Source organism: Stutzerimonas stutzeri (genome assembly GCF_024448895.1).
In the GTDB taxonomy this organism is placed as follows: Bacteria; Pseudomonadota; Gammaproteobacteria; order Pseudomonadales; family Pseudomonadaceae; genus Stutzerimonas; species Stutzerimonas stutzeri_Q.
Window position 1 is genome coordinate 1 of record NZ_JAMOIC010000018.1, and the last position, 14,961, is coordinate 14,961.

At 58.0% G+C, this 14,961-nt stretch carries 18 protein-coding genes; 12 read left to right on the forward strand and 6 right to left on the reverse strand.

Translation table 11 applies throughout. The features are described 5' to 3' along the window. The first annotated feature begins 241 nt into the window (after window positions 1-241). The 7 genes from NA619_RS25150 (at window position 242) to NA619_RS18720 (ending at window position 4,052) form a co-directional block, all read left to right on the forward strand. Entirely contained in the window at window positions 242-643 is a 402-nt protein-coding gene (locus tag NA619_RS25150; RefSeq protein WP_255963308.1) for a DUF4145 domain-containing protein, read from the forward strand. Window positions 644-1,199: 556 nt separating this feature from the next. Beyond that, entirely contained in the window at window positions 1,200-1,469 is a 270-nt protein-coding gene (locus tag NA619_RS18695) for a hypothetical protein (RefSeq protein WP_255963309.1), read from the forward strand. Between the two features lie 89 nt (window positions 1,470-1,558). Then, on the forward strand, window positions 1,559-1,843 hold the full coding sequence (locus NA619_RS18700; RefSeq protein WP_255963310.1) for a hypothetical protein: 285 nt from the start codon (window positions 1,559-1,561) through the stop codon (window positions 1,841-1,843). A gap of 235 nt (window positions 1,844-2,078) precedes the next feature. Then, a complete protein-coding gene (locus NA619_RS18705; protein WP_255963311.1) occupies window positions 2,079-2,339 on the forward strand; it encodes a hypothetical protein in 261 nt (86 codons plus the stop codon). A 62-nt stretch (window positions 2,340-2,401) separates the two neighbouring features. Then, entirely contained in the window at window positions 2,402-2,890 is a 489-nt protein-coding gene (locus NA619_RS18710) for a YcxB family protein (RefSeq protein ID WP_255963313.1), read from the forward strand. Window positions 2,891-2,995: 105 nt separating this feature from the next. Then, a complete protein-coding gene (locus NA619_RS18715) occupies window positions 2,996-3,433 on the forward strand; it encodes an NUDIX hydrolase (protein ID WP_255963314.1) in 438 nt (145 codons plus the stop codon). A gap of 43 nt (window positions 3,434-3,476) precedes the next feature. Continuing rightward, a complete protein-coding gene (locus NA619_RS18720) occupies window positions 3,477-4,052 on the forward strand; it encodes a nucleotidyltransferase family protein (RefSeq protein ID WP_255963315.1) in 576 nt (191 codons plus the stop codon). Window positions 4,053-4,156: 104 nt separating this feature from the next. Here the strand turns inward: NA619_RS18720 and NA619_RS18725 are convergent, their stop codons facing one another. Together NA619_RS18725 and NA619_RS18730 are read right to left on the reverse strand one after the other, a co-directional pair. After that, on the reverse strand, window positions 4,157-4,945 hold the full coding sequence (locus NA619_RS18725; protein ID WP_255963316.1) for an alpha/beta fold hydrolase: 789 nt from the start codon (window positions 4,943-4,945) through the stop codon (window positions 4,157-4,159). Window positions 4,946-5,146: 201 nt separating this feature from the next. Then, window positions 5,147-6,781: an AMP-binding protein gene (locus tag NA619_RS18730; protein WP_255963317.1), complete on the reverse strand. Its 1,635-nt coding sequence runs from the start codon at window positions 6,779-6,781 to the stop codon at window positions 5,147-5,149. Between the two features lie 311 nt (window positions 6,782-7,092). On the opposite strand from NA619_RS18730, the gene NA619_RS18735 reads away from it, so the two are divergent. After that, window positions 7,093-7,296, forward strand: a complete 204-nt coding sequence (locus tag NA619_RS18735) for a hypothetical protein (RefSeq protein ID WP_255963318.1) — start codon at window positions 7,093-7,095, stop codon at window positions 7,294-7,296. Between the two features lie 110 nt (window positions 7,297-7,406). On the opposite strand, the gene NA619_RS18740 is transcribed toward NA619_RS18735, so the two are convergent. Together NA619_RS18740 and NA619_RS18745 are read right to left on the reverse strand one after the other, a co-directional pair. Beyond that, window positions 7,407-7,715 carry an AzlD family protein gene (locus NA619_RS18740; protein ID WP_255963319.1) on the reverse strand — a complete coding sequence of 103 codons (309 nt, stop codon included), beginning with the start codon at window positions 7,713-7,715 and terminating at the stop codon, window positions 7,407-7,409. Beyond that, window positions 7,712-8,422 (reverse strand): AzlC family ABC transporter permease, encoded by a 711-nt coding sequence (locus NA619_RS18745; RefSeq protein WP_255963321.1) that lies wholly within the window; start codon window positions 8,420-8,422, stop codon window positions 7,712-7,714. Before NA619_RS18745 ends, NA619_RS18740 begins: the two co-directional genes overlap by 4 nt. A gap of 174 nt (window positions 8,423-8,596) precedes the next feature. Between NA619_RS18745 and NA619_RS18750 the strand changes: the two genes are divergently transcribed. The 4 genes from NA619_RS18750 to NA619_RS18765 all read left to right on the forward strand — a co-directional run bounded on the left by NA619_RS18750 (window position 8,597) and on the right by NA619_RS18765 (window position 13,756). Beyond that, a complete protein-coding gene (locus tag NA619_RS18750; protein ID WP_255963322.1) occupies window positions 8,597-9,475 on the forward strand; it encodes a LysR family transcriptional regulator in 879 nt (292 codons plus the stop codon). 208 nt (window positions 9,476-9,683) lie between these two features. Next, window positions 9,684-10,379 carry a response regulator transcription factor gene (locus NA619_RS18755; protein WP_255963323.1) on the forward strand — a complete coding sequence of 232 codons (696 nt, stop codon included), beginning with the start codon at window positions 9,684-9,686 and terminating at the stop codon, window positions 10,377-10,379. 8 nt (window positions 10,380-10,387) lie between these two features. Then, window positions 10,388-11,716: a sensor histidine kinase gene (locus tag NA619_RS18760; protein WP_255963324.1), complete on the forward strand. Its 1,329-nt coding sequence runs from the start codon at window positions 10,388-10,390 to the stop codon at window positions 11,714-11,716. An 84-nt stretch (window positions 11,717-11,800) separates the two neighbouring features. Then, window positions 11,801-13,756: a TonB-dependent receptor domain-containing protein gene (locus NA619_RS18765; protein ID WP_255963325.1), complete on the forward strand. Its 1,956-nt coding sequence runs from the start codon at window positions 11,801-11,803 to the stop codon at window positions 13,754-13,756. Between the two features lie 60 nt (window positions 13,757-13,816). Here NA619_RS18765 and NA619_RS18770 read toward each other — a convergent pair whose 3' ends face one another. Both NA619_RS18770 and NA619_RS18775 read right to left on the reverse strand, forming a co-directional pair. Further along, complete coding sequence (locus NA619_RS18770) at window positions 13,817-14,011, reverse strand: hypothetical protein (protein WP_255963326.1); 195 nt, start codon at window positions 14,009-14,011, stop codon at window positions 13,817-13,819. A gap of 114 nt (window positions 14,012-14,125) precedes the next feature. After that, window positions 14,126-14,899 (reverse strand): IclR family transcriptional regulator, encoded by a 774-nt coding sequence (locus NA619_RS18775; protein WP_255963327.1) that lies wholly within the window; start codon window positions 14,897-14,899, stop codon window positions 14,126-14,128. Window positions 14,900-14,961 lie beyond the last annotated feature (62 nt).

Genomic DNA, 14,961 nt, shown 5'->3' on the forward strand with positions numbered 1-14,961 from the left:
AGGGAGAGTCCATTACAGCCTTCAAATTGTTCGCTGCGCTCTCTGGCACCGGCTAAAGCCGGCCCCTTAACCAAACGTTAGCTATTCTTGCCAGGGTTCGATATGAACAACATAGAAAAGACATTTATGTTAGAGAATAATATCCCTGGCAAACATAAATTTATTTGCAGAGAGTGCAGTAAGGAAACCACTCATAGTATAGTTGCGGCTTACAAGGAAAGAGGATCGCAAGACTGTGGTGGTGGCAAGCGTTGACTGGGTTGAAATCAATCAAATTATTCAGTGTCAAGGCTGTGAGGCAGTCTCTTTCAGGGTTGAGTCAACAAATTCTGAAGACTATGAGCATGACTATGAAAGCCATGAGCTACATTACAACGAAACGGTAAAATTTTATCCTGGACGATCGGCAGGATTGAAAGCTATTGATAGCTACCTACTGCCTTCAAATGTTCAAGAAATTTATCAAGAAACAATCTTCGCGATTGAGCACGAACAAAATATATTGGCAGGCATTGGTGTTAGAGCTTTGATTGAAACGATATGCAAAGACCTTAATGCCGAAGGCAAAGACCTTTACCATAAAATAAATTCCCTTCAGGAAAAATCCATTGTTACAAAGGAGAGAGTTGAAACCCTGCACTAGCTCAGGGTATTGGTAACGATGCAGCTCATGAAGTAAAGAAGCACGACCATCAACTACTATCACTTGCCATTCAAATTATTGAGCACATGCTGGATGGCACTTATATAATTCCGCATAAAGTTTCTCTAGCGTTCAAGCAATAGCTAACAAGGCGCTCAAATCGTTTGCTTCGCTCACTGGGACGGGCTAAAGCCCGCCCCGTAGCTTAATCGTTAGGCACTGCGAAAGGATGTTAAAACATATGGAAAAACGGAAGTGTGCGAAGTGCGATGGCAGTATGGAACAGGGGTTTATTCCCGACATTGGTCAGGGTGTTCAGTTATCGCACTGGCATGATGGGCCACCCGAGAAATCATTTTGGCTAGGGCCAATACGTAGTTCTACCTCGCAGATCCCTATTGGCGCGTTCAGGTGCTCTGAATGCGGTTACCTTGAACTTTACGCTTTGAATGACTATTCAGCCTCTTAGGACTATGGCTAACGGCCTAACATTGCGTTGCAGTTGGGCGTGCTTCGCACGCCCCTGAACTTTGCGTTCGACCTCTAAGGAGGTTTAGTGGGTTATATTCCTAAATATAAAGAGCTGGATGCGCTTACCGATAATGAGCTCATCGCTCGCTACGACGCGGCCGCAGCGAATACAGTTGTCGGAACTAGTTTTTATCGTGAGGAGATTGCTCGCCGCCAAATGGCGAAAGAAAGTACTCGGATGCTGCAACTAACGAAGACAATGCGCACCCATGCCATGAGTCATACTTGGGCTTGCAACGGTAAACGCAGCCTTCGTTGCAGTTCAGCTTTGGCAGTCGTGAGGGTTGCGCCCTAACTTGAGGTTTAAGCTCGTTCGCTTCGCTCACTTGGGACGGGCTAAAGCCCTTCAGGTACTTTAAAGTTACATGGCGTTGGAGGTTCTGTATGAATCAAATTGAAATCGAAGAATTCATGCTGGAGGCCATCGTAGAAGGTAGAAAAGCGCTGCCGAACTGCCTTCCAAATCCCCCGGTTGGCTGCGTGCTAGTCAATGCTGGAAGAGTCATTGCCAGAGGGCACACCAATGAACCCGGTGGTAAGCATGCACAGGCTATGGCCCTGAGCCAAGTAAAGGGCAGCTTTGCTGAGGTCTCAGCATTTGTCACATTGGAACCCTGCTCATTTCACGGGCGCACACCATCCTGTGCAAAAGCGCTCATGTCAGCGTGAATCTCCGCCATATATGTAGCTCTCATTGATCCCCACCCCAGAAACAACGGAGAGGGGATCAGGCTTTTGCAAAACTCAGGAATCACAGTCACGTTGGGTGTTTCAGCTGAGTTGGCGATTGCTGACCTTGGCCCATATCTGTACAGGGGCCTATAGAAGTTCGCAGCGCCAGTTGGCACGGGCTAGCACGCCCCTCAGCCGAACGCTAGGCCATGAGACCAGGAGACCGCCATTCATGCAGAAGGAACAAGCAGATTTCATTGCTCAGGCCATTTTGGAGCCTGGGCTTAGTGCTCAAGATGATATTCGTCGCAAGCGCGCTGTTAGAGCTGCGAAAGTTGCGCGCAACCGCAGGATAGCTAGGGTCGCACTTGCCGGCTCCTGCATCGGAGCTGCGATCGCCTACTTCAGCAGCACTCACGTCTTTGGCGGAATCATAGGCGGTGGCTTGGCTGGTTGGGTGCTCGGCTGGCTGATCATTCGCCGGGCGGCTTAGCCCGATAAATCAGACATCTTTTCCGCGCGCCTATCAAACCCCGCCCAAATCATGAGGACACCATGATCGAAAAGAGCTTTGAGCCATCTGTAAAATTGTTTTTCAAGGCCCATCGGGCAGTTGTCAATAGGACTTGGCCCGTAAAGATCATGGTGATGATGTCTTTAGTGCTTCCTCTCATCGCTATCGCCATAACGGCGCTTACCAATACCAGACTTTCCCCTGCGATATGGGGCGGTGCCTCAGGGCTTTTCATTTATACTTTTATAGTGCTCCCGTTATTTCAGTTTATAAGCATAAAGCGCAGTATCGCTAGCAACCCATCTGCTAATCAACTTCAAAAATACGAGCTAACAGAGCGCGGCATTCGAAATTTTGGAGACGGGGTCGATGTTAGTATTGACTGGGGTAAAGTGGTTCGTGTTGAAATGACCAGTGCATTTTTGTTGTTTTACGTATCCAGTAGTGCTGCTTATTTTATCCCTGGGGAGCTAATGGCCCCCGCGGAGCTAGATCTAATTTCCCAATGGCACAAAGATTATTGCAGTTAGTATGGTGCCTGGTTTGTCAGGCGTTGTGATATCAATCTGTGCTTTAAATGCCCTGAGCTAGAAGTGCATTAAAGTAACTATTTTGTCAATCCAAAGTGTGAATTAATGAGCCATATAAGAGCCAAGTCTGTCTGCGTATTTCGTCATCAAGGTAAAGTCCTTCTCGCGGAGTGCTTTGATCCAGCCAAGGATGAAAAGTATTTATCACCTGTCGGTGGTGGTGTGGACTTTGGGGAGAAATCGGCAGATGCTGCTAAGAGAGAAGTCAAGGAAGAACTAGGTGCTGACATCCATCAGTTGAAATTGCTTGGCGTTATCGAAAACCTGTTCACTTACAACGGTAGGGAAGGCCATGAGATTGTATTCGTATACGAGGCGGATTTTATAGATGATGGTTTCTACGCAAAAGCGTCTGTATCGGGTGTTGAAAGCGATGGTCATGTGTTTGTAGCACGCTGGTATGATTTGGAGACTATCGATAATGGCAAGGTCAATGTTTATCCAGTCGGTTTAGTTCCTATGCTTAATGGCATCTCATCATAAAATCCTAGACGCTCGCTTCGCTTGTTAGTGGCGGATTTTGATCGTGCGTCAACCCAATGTAGGCATTATGGTTTCGAACTTCTTGAGTGATGTTTCGCTAAACCCAGCCAACGCAGCCATTCTTTCGCGTTGGGATCAGATTGATTTACCAAACGCTTGGCTTGTCGCCGGCTGCTTGTTTCAGACGGTTTGGAATCTCCAGTTAGGCCGCTCACCTAGCGCCGGTATCAAGGACTACGACATCTTTTACTTTGATGACGATGACTTGAGCTCGCGAAGCGAGCAATTGGCGCAAGCGAAGGTCGATGCCGTACTGGCTGATCTCGGAATTGATGTCGAGGTCGTAAATCAGGCCCGCGTTCATCTTTGGTATCCACAGCACTTTGGACGACCCTACCCAGCGCTTGCTTCTTCTGAAGAGGGAATCAAGCGCTTTTTGGTTCTGGAAACATGCGTCGGCGTTCGGCCGGATGAGTGCTATGCGCCGTTCGGCCTGCATGGCGTATACGCGGGTCAGCTCTCGCCAAACCCGCTGACGCCTTACGCTGAGCTCTTTTCTGAGAAAGGGGCGAGCTACCGGTCGCGCTGGCCGCATCTCAGCCAAGGCAGCGGCGCCTGACACTGCCATCGTCCATGTCGAACGTAAACCCGATAGCGTTGCCCGGCCGATCTGCAGAGTCTTTTGTTCATCAGCTACCGGATCATCTAATAGCTGCAGGACCTTCAAGCATCAAGTTGTTGTAGGAACTGCTCAATTGTCTCGACGACAACCTCCGGCCGCTCCCGGTGAGGCACGTGTTTGCAGTTATCGAGCAGCAGTGTTTGCACCATACCGCGTCCCAGTCTGGCGACCCGTTTCGGGTGGGCGACCGATCCGTATTCGTCATCCGTGCCGTGTATCGCCAGTAACGGGCAGGCGAAGCCGGGGGCGCTGTCTTCGATCCTCCATTGCGCGTAGCTCTCTGAGAGCCAGGTGTCGATCCAGGCCCAGAGAATCCATTCGGCCTTGTCGCCGTGATATTTGCGTAGCCGTTCCAGCTGACCGGGGTCGGCGAATGCGGCTTGGGTCTGACGAATGCCTTGAATGGTGCGGTCTTCGACGAAGGCGAGGGCGGCGAGGGTGATCAGTGCGCGGCAGTTGCTAGCGTGATGCGCGGCGAGACTGGCAGCCATGATGCCGCCGACGCTGTGGCCGAGCGCAATGAAGTGTTCGACGTCGAGAGCGTCCCGTACGGGCGGAAAGTAGTGCAGGGCTTCGTCACGAATGAAGCTGTTTGACCAACCGCCAGGATGCGGCGCGGATCGACCGAAGCCGAGGCGGTCATAGGCAATTACATCGCGTCCGGTGGCCACCGCAAGCCGCTCTGGGAAGTCACGCCAGAGTTCGACGCAACCGAGCGAATCATGCATGAGGATGATGGGTGTCTTCGGCGCGCGGGCAAGGCGCCAGCGACGCGAGAATACGTCGCCGTGTACGGTTGGTAGATAGCGGTCTTCAGTGGTGACGATCATGGTGGTCCTTGAGCCGCCGGGGTGCGTCGGTTTCGTTCCAGTTCTCTGTTCCGTCGCTAGGAATGGATGCGGAGCGGTTGGAGCCAGAGCAGTGCGGCAGCCCTGCGACGCGGGCTGCTTGCGATGGCTAGCCGGGCAAACAGGCAAGTGTCTGGCTGGCTGACGAGGCCCATCACGGTTGGGCCCCGGGCGCGCGTGCCGTCAGCTCGCGGCTGCGGTTGACTGCTGCTGTGCGTTCTTCTCCTGGTCGCGCAGTAGGAATCGCTGGATCTTGCCACTCGGCGTTTTGGGAAGCTCGCTGACGAATTCGATTTCCCGCGGGTAGGCATGCGCCGAGAGACGCTGGCGTACATGCAGTTGCAGCTGCTCGGCAAGGCTCGCGTCGCCCTGATGGCTGGCATGCAGCACGACGAATGCTTTCACCAGTTCGGTGCGCTCGGGGTCGGGTTTGCCGATGACGGCTGCTTCAATGACGGCCGGGTGTTCGACCAGCGCGCTCTCCACGTCGAAGGGGCCGACGCGGTAGCCGGATGTAGTGATCACGTCATCGGAGCGCCCGACAAAGCTGATGCTGCCGTCGTCATTGAGTTCGACGGTGTCGCCGCTCAGGTAATAGTGACTGACGAAGGCCTTGGTTCGGGTGCCGGCGTATCCGTTGAACCAGAGCAACGGTGACTGGTTACGATCGAGCGCGAGCATTCCTGGCTCGCCGGGCCCAAGCTCGCGCTGCTGGTCATCGAGCACCACGACCCGATGACCCGGCATGGCGTAACCGGCCGTGCCGATATTGACCGCATGGCTCAGCGCGTGATGATTGCAAAGCACCATGCCAAGCTCGGTCTGGCCGTAGTGGTCGTGAATCTTGCAGTCGAGGCCTGAGGCGAACCAGCGGATGACCTCTGGAGTAAGCGGCTCACCGGCGCTGCTCACTGCGCGCAGGTGTCCCTTGATTTTGCTCTCCACCTCGTCGCGCGCGGCCAGCAACAGGCGGAATGCCGTGGGCGATCCGGCCATGTTGGTGATGTTGTATTCGCTGACGATGCGGCAGGTGCTGTCCACCGTGAATCCACCCTCGTAGAACAGCGTGCTGTGGCCCATGGCGAGCGGGCCGGTGACGGCGTAGTACAAGCCGTATGCCCAACCAGGATCTGCGATGTTCCAGAAGTTGTCCTCGGGCTTCAGGTCCACCGCGTCCCGCATATAGGTAACGAAGGCGACGATGGCCTTGAGGGGTACATGCAGCTGTTTGGCGGGGCCTGTGGTGCCAGATGTGAACATGGCAAGAAAAGGTGCCTCGCCGTCCAGCAGGACAGGGGTGAAGTCGGGCGACTTGCGGTTCACCTGCGTCCAGAAATCATCGGCGCCATCACCTACCACCAGCCTGCGCGGAGCGGCTTCGATGGTGTCGAGCTTTTCGCTGTTGGCGCTGTCGGTGACGACTAATCTCGCGCCGGATTCCTTGATCCGGTGCTCGACCGCCTTGGGCCCGAAGGCCGTGAACAGCGGCTGATAGATCGCGCCGACCCGCCAGGTGCCGAGGATGGTGATCAGCAATTCCGGTGTGCGCGGCAGCAGTCCGGCAACCGTGTCGCCGGGCTTGATGCCATGGTTATCGAGAAGGTTGGCGAAGCGCGAGGCGGCTTCCTTGAGTTGTGCGAAAGTCCAGGTTGCCCGCTGGCCATCGCGGCCTTCCCAGATGAGCGCCACCTTGTCCGTATGGGCGTAACGATCGCAGCATTCGACACAGGCATTCATGGCGGATAGATCGCCGGAGAGAATGGCAGAGACGGTCTGGTCGTAATCGAACTCACTGGCCGCAGTGGCGTAGTCGCGCATGGCTGGCTCCTGGCTTTCTTGTTATTGGGTTGCTTCGGATATTGGCGTCGGCGGCACACTGCAACAATGGCTAAAGCCACCAATCGCGGTGAGCGGTTTGGACAAATTCAGCGTAGATGATGAGGCACGTCGGCGAGAGACGATCAGCGCCCGGATGTGTGGAGACGAATGGCGGAACAAAGGGGAGGTGCGCTATCGCCGCACACTTCTGCCGAGCTTGGATTGGCGCTCTTGCGACATGCGGACAGCACTAATTCAGAGGAGCTGCCTCGAAGCTAAAGGGCCATTTCCGGCCCCATCGGAGGTGATCCATGAGTATCGATCCGCTCGACAGACCCCACGACCAACAGCCAGTGCCCGGGCAAGACCAGAACCCCAGCCACTCGCCTGAGCCTGACTTCATAACTGATAACCCGGACGTTCAGCCGGGCGCTGGCACCGGCACCGAGCCATCCGAAAAGCCTGGCAATCAAATCGACCCGAACGAGCCGGGTCTGGGTAATCCACTGCCTTGAAGCTCGGAGGCAAATGAGCCCGGCGCGGTGCTGGGCTCTAATTTCAATCGTTATAAAGAAGGGATGCCGAACGTCCCTTTTTAGAACAGCAGTGACGCGTCGAATCGAAGCTAGAACTGCCGGACCAGCGCAGCGACCAGAATCCCGCCTGCGATTGCCGGCAAGGGTTTCTTTAGCGCCAGCATGATGATTGCGGTGGTCAACAGCGCCAGGCGCGCGCTGATATCACCCTCGATTGCCAGCGGCGTGAGGATCGCCACCAGTACCGATCCGGACATCGCGCTGATGAACTGTTGCACCCTGAAGCTGATAGGCACGAAAGACATTACGAATACGCCGCCCCAGCGGGTCGCCAGCGTCACGACGGCCATGATCAGCACGATGATCAGGGAGCCGAAACCGGCTGTCTCAACGCTCATCTTTGCTTCTCCGTCCACACGGCTCCCAGCACGCCACCAGCAAGGGCCCCGACGACCACATGGCTGTTCTCCGGCAAGTACCAATAGGCCAGCAGCGCTGCGCCCGCGGCTACTGTCCAGATAATGAGAATGCGCAGGTTCTTGTTGCCGCCTACTGCCATCGCTAGCAGAAAGCAGCCCATCACCATGTCCAGTCCAAAGGCTTTCGGATCACTGATCGCGCCGCCGAAGTGCAGCCCCAGCCAGCTGCCGAGCACCCAGAACGACCAAAGTGCGAGCCCGCCACCGAGCAACAGGCCGAAGCCCGGCTGGCCACGGTTGAAGGCTTGCAGCGCCATCGCCCAGTTGGCATCCGAGGCAACGATCATCACCCCGTAGCGCCTGGCGGGCGAAAGGTGTCGCAGCCAGGGATAGAGCGAGGCGCCCATGAGCAGGTGTCTGGCATTGATGGCGAAAACGGTGATGGCTAACGGCACCACTGGAATTCGCGTGCCCCAGAGATCAAGCGCCGCGAACTGCGAGGCACCGGCGAACACCAGCGTGCTCATGATCATGGAGAGAGGTTCGCCAAGGCCGGTTTGTGTTGCGGCCAGTCCGAACGCGGCACCGAAGGCAATCACGAATATGGAAATCGGCACCAGCTGCATGAAGCCGCGCCACACATCCTGGCGAGTGAATTCGTGCAGGTTCGCATTGCTGTCAGTCATTTCAGCCCTCTGGCTAACCTCTTGATAATGTCGAATGAGCGTTTGAGCCGCGTCGAACCAGTGGCCCGAAGCGTCCTGGCGCTCCGCTCAGCTAGAACTATGATCCCCGATATGCCCCGAGCAAAACGCATAATCCCGAAGTGTGCCATTCGATTATCTGATGTGAGCGCTGAGATGACCTTCCAAGATTTGCAGATCGACTGGCTGAAATGCTTCGTCGCGGTGGTCGATGCCGGTTCGCTGACCGGTGCGGCTCCGGAGGTGAACCGCTCCCAGTCTGCGGTCAGCATGCAGCTCAGAAAGCTGGAAAGCGCACTGGGTTGCCGGTTGCTCGTGCGCGGGCCGCGGCATCACCAGTTGACGCCTGAAGGGCAACAGTTGCTGGGTTACGCGCGTCGGATGCTCGATCTGCATGCCGAAACCCTGGCTGCCTTTCATGGCGAGGAGCTGGCTGGGCGGATTCGCCTGGGCGTGCCCGACGACTATGCAGCGAAGTACCTGACACCGGTGTTGAAGCGTTTCGCGCCTCAGCATGGTGCTGTCGAGATCGAGCTGGACTGCGAGCAATCCACTTCATTGATTCCCCGAGTGAAACGGGGCGAACTGGATCTCGCGCTGGTCTCCCGTGACCAACCGGGGCATGGGACGCTGCTGTTTCACGAACCAATGGTCTGGGTAGGGTCGGCTCAGTTTCAGGTCTGGCGTCGGGACCCGCTGCCCATCGCGGTTTATGAAGATGCCAGCCTCGCCAAGCGCGGCGCCATCAGGTCGCTGGCTTTACAAGGCCGCCGGTACAAGGTGGTCTACAACAGTTCAAGCCTCGCGGGGCAGATTGCGGCCGTGGAAAGTGGGCTGGCCGTTGCGGTGCTGACACAGTGCAGCGCGCCGCCGCATCTACAGATTCTTGGTGGCGAGCAAGGGCTGGGCCCGCTGGAGCCCATGGAAGTCGCTGTTTACCGAAGCCGTGCATCGCATGGCTCGAAGGCGGTCGACAGCTTATACAGCCTGCTGATTCGGACGTTGCGGCAATCGACTCCGGTGCAGGAAAGCTGAAACCGGGGCGCGCCCCACTGCAGCGCGCGCCTCTTACATTTTCAGTTCTGGTATGTCGGCAATGACGTTGCGGGCATCCATCCAGTCGAATCCTGCCGATACGAGCTGCTTCTTCATGGAAAAACCATTGCTAGTCGTTCGTGGCTTAAGCTATATGAGAATTGTTATCTTCTAGCGATGGGTGTAGCTCACCCGACAGGGAGTGGTGATGGGTGCGTGCCTGGCCGAAGTATTGATCATTGAAGACGATCAGGTTTTGAGTGCACAGCTGGGCGAGTTGCTGCGCCTGCAAGGCTATGCGGTGCGGTTGAGCCTGCTGGGCGAGAGCGGCCTGGCCATGGCGCTGGCCGACGCGCCGGATCTGGTGTTGCTCGATGTGATGCTGCCGGACCTCAATGGTTTTTCCGTTTTGCGCCGCCTGCGAGAACAGCAGCAGACGCCGGTGATCATGCTCACTGCTTGCGGCGCGGAAGAGGAGCGTATCCGCGGATTGCGCCATGGCGCCGACGATTACCTGGCCAAGCCCTTCAACCTGACGGAGTTGCAGTTGCGCATCGACGCCATCCTGCGCCGCACCCGCAGCGCGGAGACCCGGCCAACGCAGCCCTCGTCGCTGGAGGTCGACACCTTGGTGCTGGACCGGCGCCGGTTGCATGCGCGCGTCGGTGACCGTGACCTGGCACTGACGCCCTTGCAGTTCCGCTTGCTCTGGCAGTTGCTGCTGCAACGGGGCGAAGTGCTGAGCAAACCCTATCTCTACCGTGTGGTTTTCGAGCGCGAGCACAGCGGCTACGACCGTAGCCTGGACATGCACATCAGCCGTATTCGACGCCGGTTGGCAGACGCCGGCCTCGCTGCCGACCGACTGCAAACGCTGCATGGTCGCGGTTACAGCTTTCAATGAACCGGCGATTGTTCTGGAAACTCTGCCTTGGTGTCGCGCTCGGCAGCGTCGCGCTGTTCTGGGTCATCGCGCGTTTGAGCGGTCAGGCAGAGGAGCAGATGAGCTTCATCGATGCCGAACACCAGCGAACCTTGCACGACTACGGCGTCCAGGCCGAGGCGTTTTACCGTGCCGGAGACGAACAGGGCCTGCAGCAGTGGCTGGAACGGTTGCAACAAGAGGAGCAGACCTGGGCGGCAGTCGTCGAGCCTGAGCTGCGCACGCTCGCCGGTAGCCAGTTGTCCGAGCGCTTCCTTCGCGAGTTCACCTTGGGTCGTGATCCGTCCTGGAAGATCCACCTCTATTTCCAGGAGAACCCGATCATGGACGTACCGTTCGCCGATGGGCAGCGGCACCTGCTGATCCAGCTGCCGCAGCGCATGCGGCCCGGGCACTATTGGTATCCGGCGCGCTTGCTGCTTGAACTCGTGCTGCCCCTGGTGTTGCTGGTGATCGGTTGTCTGTTGCTCTATCGCCATCTGATGCAACCGTTGCGGCGTCTGGAGCAGGCGACCCGCCAGTTCAGCGAGGGCGACTATGACGCCCGCGCCGGCGCGCTGCTGGGGTCACGGCGCGATGAGTTGGCAGCGGTCGCCGAAACCTTCGATGCGATGGCCGAGCGCATCGGCGGGCTGATCATCGATCAACGTCAGCGCCTGGCCGAGATGTCCCATGAATTGCGCACGCCGCTGGCACGCATCGAGATGGCCGTCGATTTGGCCGAGCAGGGCGTCGCGGCAGAGAGTTTGCTGCCTCGCATTCGGCAGGATTGCGCGGCCATGCGGCGGCTGGTCGAGGATGCCCTCACGCTGAGCTGGCTCGAGACTGAGCGGCCCAGGTTGCGCGACGAGACGCTGGATCTGACCGATCTGCTGGACAGCATCCTCGATGATGCCCGCTTCGAGTATGCGGATCGCCACATCGACACGCAGCTCCCCGACGAGGCAGAGCTGGTCAACAGTTGCCATCGTGCGTTGGGCCAGGCCATCGAAAACATCGTGCGTAACGCGCTCGACCACACGCCACCGGGCGGTCGGGTCCGGATTGCCCTCCAGCAAGAGGCGCAGCGCTATAGGCTGGACGTCATTGATCAGGGCCCGGGCGTGCCCGAGCAGTGGCTTGAACGCATATTCCAGCCGTTCGAACGTCTCAGTGACCAGCGACGAGGATTCGGCCTCGGCTTGGCGTTGGCGCAGCGGCAGATTCTCGCCATCGGCGGGCAACTGGCGGCACGCAATCACGAGGACGGCGGACTGTGCATGGCCATCTGGTTGCCGCTTGCCGACACGACAACGTAACAGTTGTAAAAGTGATACATGCTGGGAGCAGCGACAGGCGAGAATCACGAATACGAAACGTTCGTATTAAAGCTCGAGGTTCTCATGCGCCAATGTCCCATCCCTCTGCCCCTTCTCGGTTCGCTTTCATTTGCCGCGTTGTTGACCGCTATGCCCAGCCATGCGCAAACAACGGAGCCGCTGGAGTTGAGTGGCAGTGAAGTCACTGCTCGTTATGTGCAGGGCGACAGCGTTGAAGCCGAACAGCTGCAGCACTACCAAGCTGCCGATCTGCAGGATGTGTTCGAGTCCAGTCCGGAAGTGTCAGTAGGCGGCGGTCCCGGTGTCGCACAAAAGCTTTATCTGCGCGGGCTCGAAGACACGCTGCTCAATATCACCATCGATGGTGCCAACCAGCCAGGACAGACCTTCCACCACACCGGCCGAATCGGTGTCGAGCCGGAGCTGCTCAAGCGGGCTGAGGTTCAGGCCGGTACGGGCGATGCGACGGCAGGCCCTGGCGCGCTGGGTGGATCGGTGCGATTCGTCACCAAGGATCCGGACGACCTGCTGCGTGCGGGTGAGCGTGTGGGGGCGCTGATCAAGGGCGGCTATTTCAGCAACGCCGAGGGCTACAAGACCAGCACGAGCCTGTTCGGCCGCTTCAATGACGCATGGTCGGCCATGGCGGTGGCTACCTATCAGGACCAGAACGACTACGAGGACGGCAGCGGACGGGACGTTCTCGGCACCGGCGCTCGACAGAAACTGGGCTTCACCAAGCTGGTCGGTCGCCTGACCGATGAGCAGACGTTGCGCCTGTCCTACGAGAAGCGGACCGACGAAGGCGAACGCAGCCAGCGCCCGCAGTGGATTCCGAGCGGGTTCAATCCGCTTTTCCCTCTGGAAACCGAACGTGAAACCTGGGCCGCCAACTATGGCTGGAACCCGCTCGACAACGGTCTGATCGATCTGGAGGTGACCACCTATCACACCTCCACCGAGCTGCAGCAGGACGGTCGCTATGGCCTCTACATCGGCGACACCACCAGCGCCGGGCTGGATGTTCGCAACACCAGTGAGCTTGGCGCCCATCGCCTGACTTATGGTGTCGACTACCGAGACGACCAAACCCTGCTTGGCCCGGCTGGTGACCGCAACCTCGATCAGGAAGACGGCAGCGTCCTGGGCTTCTATGTGCAGGACAGTTATCAGCTGACGAGCAAGTTGCTGGTGGGCATGGGCCTTCGGTATGACCGATACCGTCTCGACGATCGCGACGGCCAGGACTTCTCGGATTCGGGCTTCAGCCCTAACGTGAATCTGCGCTATCAACTGACGCCGCAACTTGCGCTGCTTGCCGGACATGCGCAGGCGCTACGCGGTGTGCAGGTGCGTGATGCGTTCAAGCTCGATGCCGCTGGCAATGATCCTGATCTGGACGCGGAAAAGGCGCGCACCAATGAAGTGGGCTTCGAGTACCGCCTGGATGGCCTGGAATTGTCCGGCAGGGTCTATGACACGCGCGTGCGGGACGCCATCTATGATCCGAGCGATCGCCCCAACCTCTATGTGAACGGCGGAACCCTGAAAACCCAGGGCGTGCTGTTGCAGAGCGCCTACCACTGGCAGCGTCTGAGCGTCGGACTCAGCTACCACCATAACGATGTCGAGCTGGACGGTGACGAGCTGAACGTCTACGAGCACAACGGACTGGGCACAACACTGGGCGACACCTGGACCGGCTTTGCCGATTACCGCGCCAGCGACCGGCTTACATTTGGCTGGCAGGGCCGCTTCGTCACTGCGGTCGACTCGCTGCGTACAGGCGTCGGCTCAATCGACAAGCCCGGTTACGGCGTCCACGACCTATATGCCCAGTGGTCCGCGTTGAGTGATGACCGGCTTGTATTGAATGTGACGCTGAAGAACCTGTTCGACAAACAGTACCTGGACCATGCCAGCAACGAAGACTTCGAAAGTATTCCGGACTATGAAGGGGTCCGCGGAAGCTACGAGCCGGGACGTGAGCTGAGGCTGGGTGTGGCGCTGCGTATCTGAATGGGGCGGGAGGATGGCAGGGTTGCCGGCGTCTGGTGTCGGCAACCCTGAATAATCGCGTCAGCCTGCGCGGCTGCTGAGCTGATGGTCGATTGCGAGATCGGGCAGGTGATGAGGCGCTGACAAGCGCGACTCCAGTAGCTGAACGAAAGCACGCGCCTCGGACTCACTGCGAAACGTGACCTTGTTTCGGTCCATGCGAACTTCCCAGGTGCTTCCTTCGAATGACGTAAGCGGTCGGACTTGGATATCCATGATGCCTCCGGGTCGGAAAAAGTCAGACGAACGCTAGTCGCCTGTCGGCCTCTCGTCAATTTGCATCTTTGACGCAGCCCTGCTGGTCCGTCACTTGTCCGGCGCCTGCGTGGTTCAGGCGCCCATCCGCGCGCTGATCTTGCGCGCAGTTTCCAGCAGTCGCTTCGCCGCATTGCCATTCGCTTCGGCCATAAAACCCGGTTCGGCGCCGACAATGGTGATGACGCCAGCCAGCTTATGACCGCCGCTGAACAAAGGCGCAGAGAGAGCATTGACGCCGGCCATCAGCAGGCCGTGAACGGACTGGACGTGGGTGCGCTGTAGCTTGTTCATCATCGCCAGCAAGGCATCGGAGGAGGGCGCTGACGGCAGCTTCAACTCGTCTTCACGCAACTGTGCGGTTTCTGCGTTTGGCATGAAGGCGTTGAACACCAGGCCGGTGGACGAGCCCAGCAAAGGCAGCACCGAGCCCATCTGGGTGACCAGCGTAACGGCGCGAACCGCCTGTTCGACATGCACGACGGCGGGGCCACGGTTACCCCATACCGCGAGAAAGCAGGTCTCGTTGAACTCGTCGCGCAGTTGCGCCAGATGCGGGGCGGCCAGTTTGACGACATCCAGCCGGCCCAGCGCGGCCAGACCTACGAACAAAGCCGCGCGGCCCAGCCCGTAGTGATTGGTCAGCGGGTCCTGTTCGGCAAAGCCGCTGGCCATCAGTGCCTGCAGATAACGGTGAACCTTGCTGGCCGGCATGCCAACGTGTTCAGCCAGGCGCGACAGCGAAGTAGCCGGCGCCAATTCGGCCAATGCCGTGAGGATATCCGTGCCGACTTCCGCCGCCTGGACCTTCTGCCGCCGAGGCGCTGCTTCCGTGTTGCTGTCTGCCATGAGTTCGTTGCCTGCCCTAGAAGGCGCTGTTTATAGCTTGACCTCCCGGTGAGTTCAAATTA

Excerpts from the sequence above, each read along its gene's own strand:
- NA619_RS18700 (WP_255963310.1), top strand. The coding sequence starts at position 1,559 with ATGAATCAAATTGAAATCGAAGAATTCATGCTGGAGGCCATCGTAGAA.
- NA619_RS18705 (WP_255963311.1), top strand. The coding sequence starts at position 2,079 with ATGCAGAAGGAACAAGCAGATTTCATTGCTCAGGCCATTTTGGAGCCT.
- NA619_RS18710 (WP_255963313.1), top strand. The coding sequence starts at position 2,402 with ATGATCGAAAAGAGCTTTGAGCCATCTGTAAAATTGTTTTTCAAGGCC.
- NA619_RS18715 (WP_255963314.1), top strand. The coding sequence starts at position 2,996 with ATGAGCCATATAAGAGCCAAGTCTGTCTGCGTATTTCGTCATCAAGGT.
- NA619_RS18725 (WP_255963316.1), bottom strand. The coding sequence starts at position 4,945 with ATGATCGTCACCACTGAAGACCGCTATCTACCAACCGTACACGGCGAC.
- NA619_RS18730 (WP_255963317.1), bottom strand. The coding sequence starts at position 6,781 with ATGCGCGACTACGCCACTGCGGCCAGTGAGTTCGATTACGACCAGACC.
- NA619_RS18735 (WP_255963318.1), top strand. The coding sequence starts at position 7,093 with ATGAGTATCGATCCGCTCGACAGACCCCACGACCAACAGCCAGTGCCC.
- NA619_RS18740 (WP_255963319.1), bottom strand. The coding sequence starts at position 7,715 with ATGAGCGTTGAGACAGCCGGTTTCGGCTCCCTGATCATCGTGCTGATC.
- NA619_RS18745 (WP_255963321.1), bottom strand. The coding sequence starts at position 8,422 with ATGACTGACAGCAATGCGAACCTGCACGAATTCACTCGCCAGGATGTG.
- NA619_RS18750 (WP_255963322.1), top strand. The coding sequence starts at position 8,597 with ATGACCTTCCAAGATTTGCAGATCGACTGGCTGAAATGCTTCGTCGCG.
- NA619_RS18755 (WP_255963323.1), top strand. The coding sequence starts at position 9,684 with ATGGGTGCGTGCCTGGCCGAAGTATTGATCATTGAAGACGATCAGGTT.
- NA619_RS18765 (WP_255963325.1), top strand. The coding sequence starts at position 11,801 with ATGCGCCAATGTCCCATCCCTCTGCCCCTTCTCGGTTCGCTTTCATTT.
- NA619_RS18770 (WP_255963326.1), bottom strand. The coding sequence starts at position 14,011 with ATGGATATCCAAGTCCGACCGCTTACGTCATTCGAAGGAAGCACCTGG.
- NA619_RS18775 (WP_255963327.1), bottom strand. The coding sequence starts at position 14,899 with ATGGCAGACAGCAACACGGAAGCAGCGCCTCGGCGGCAGAAGGTCCAG.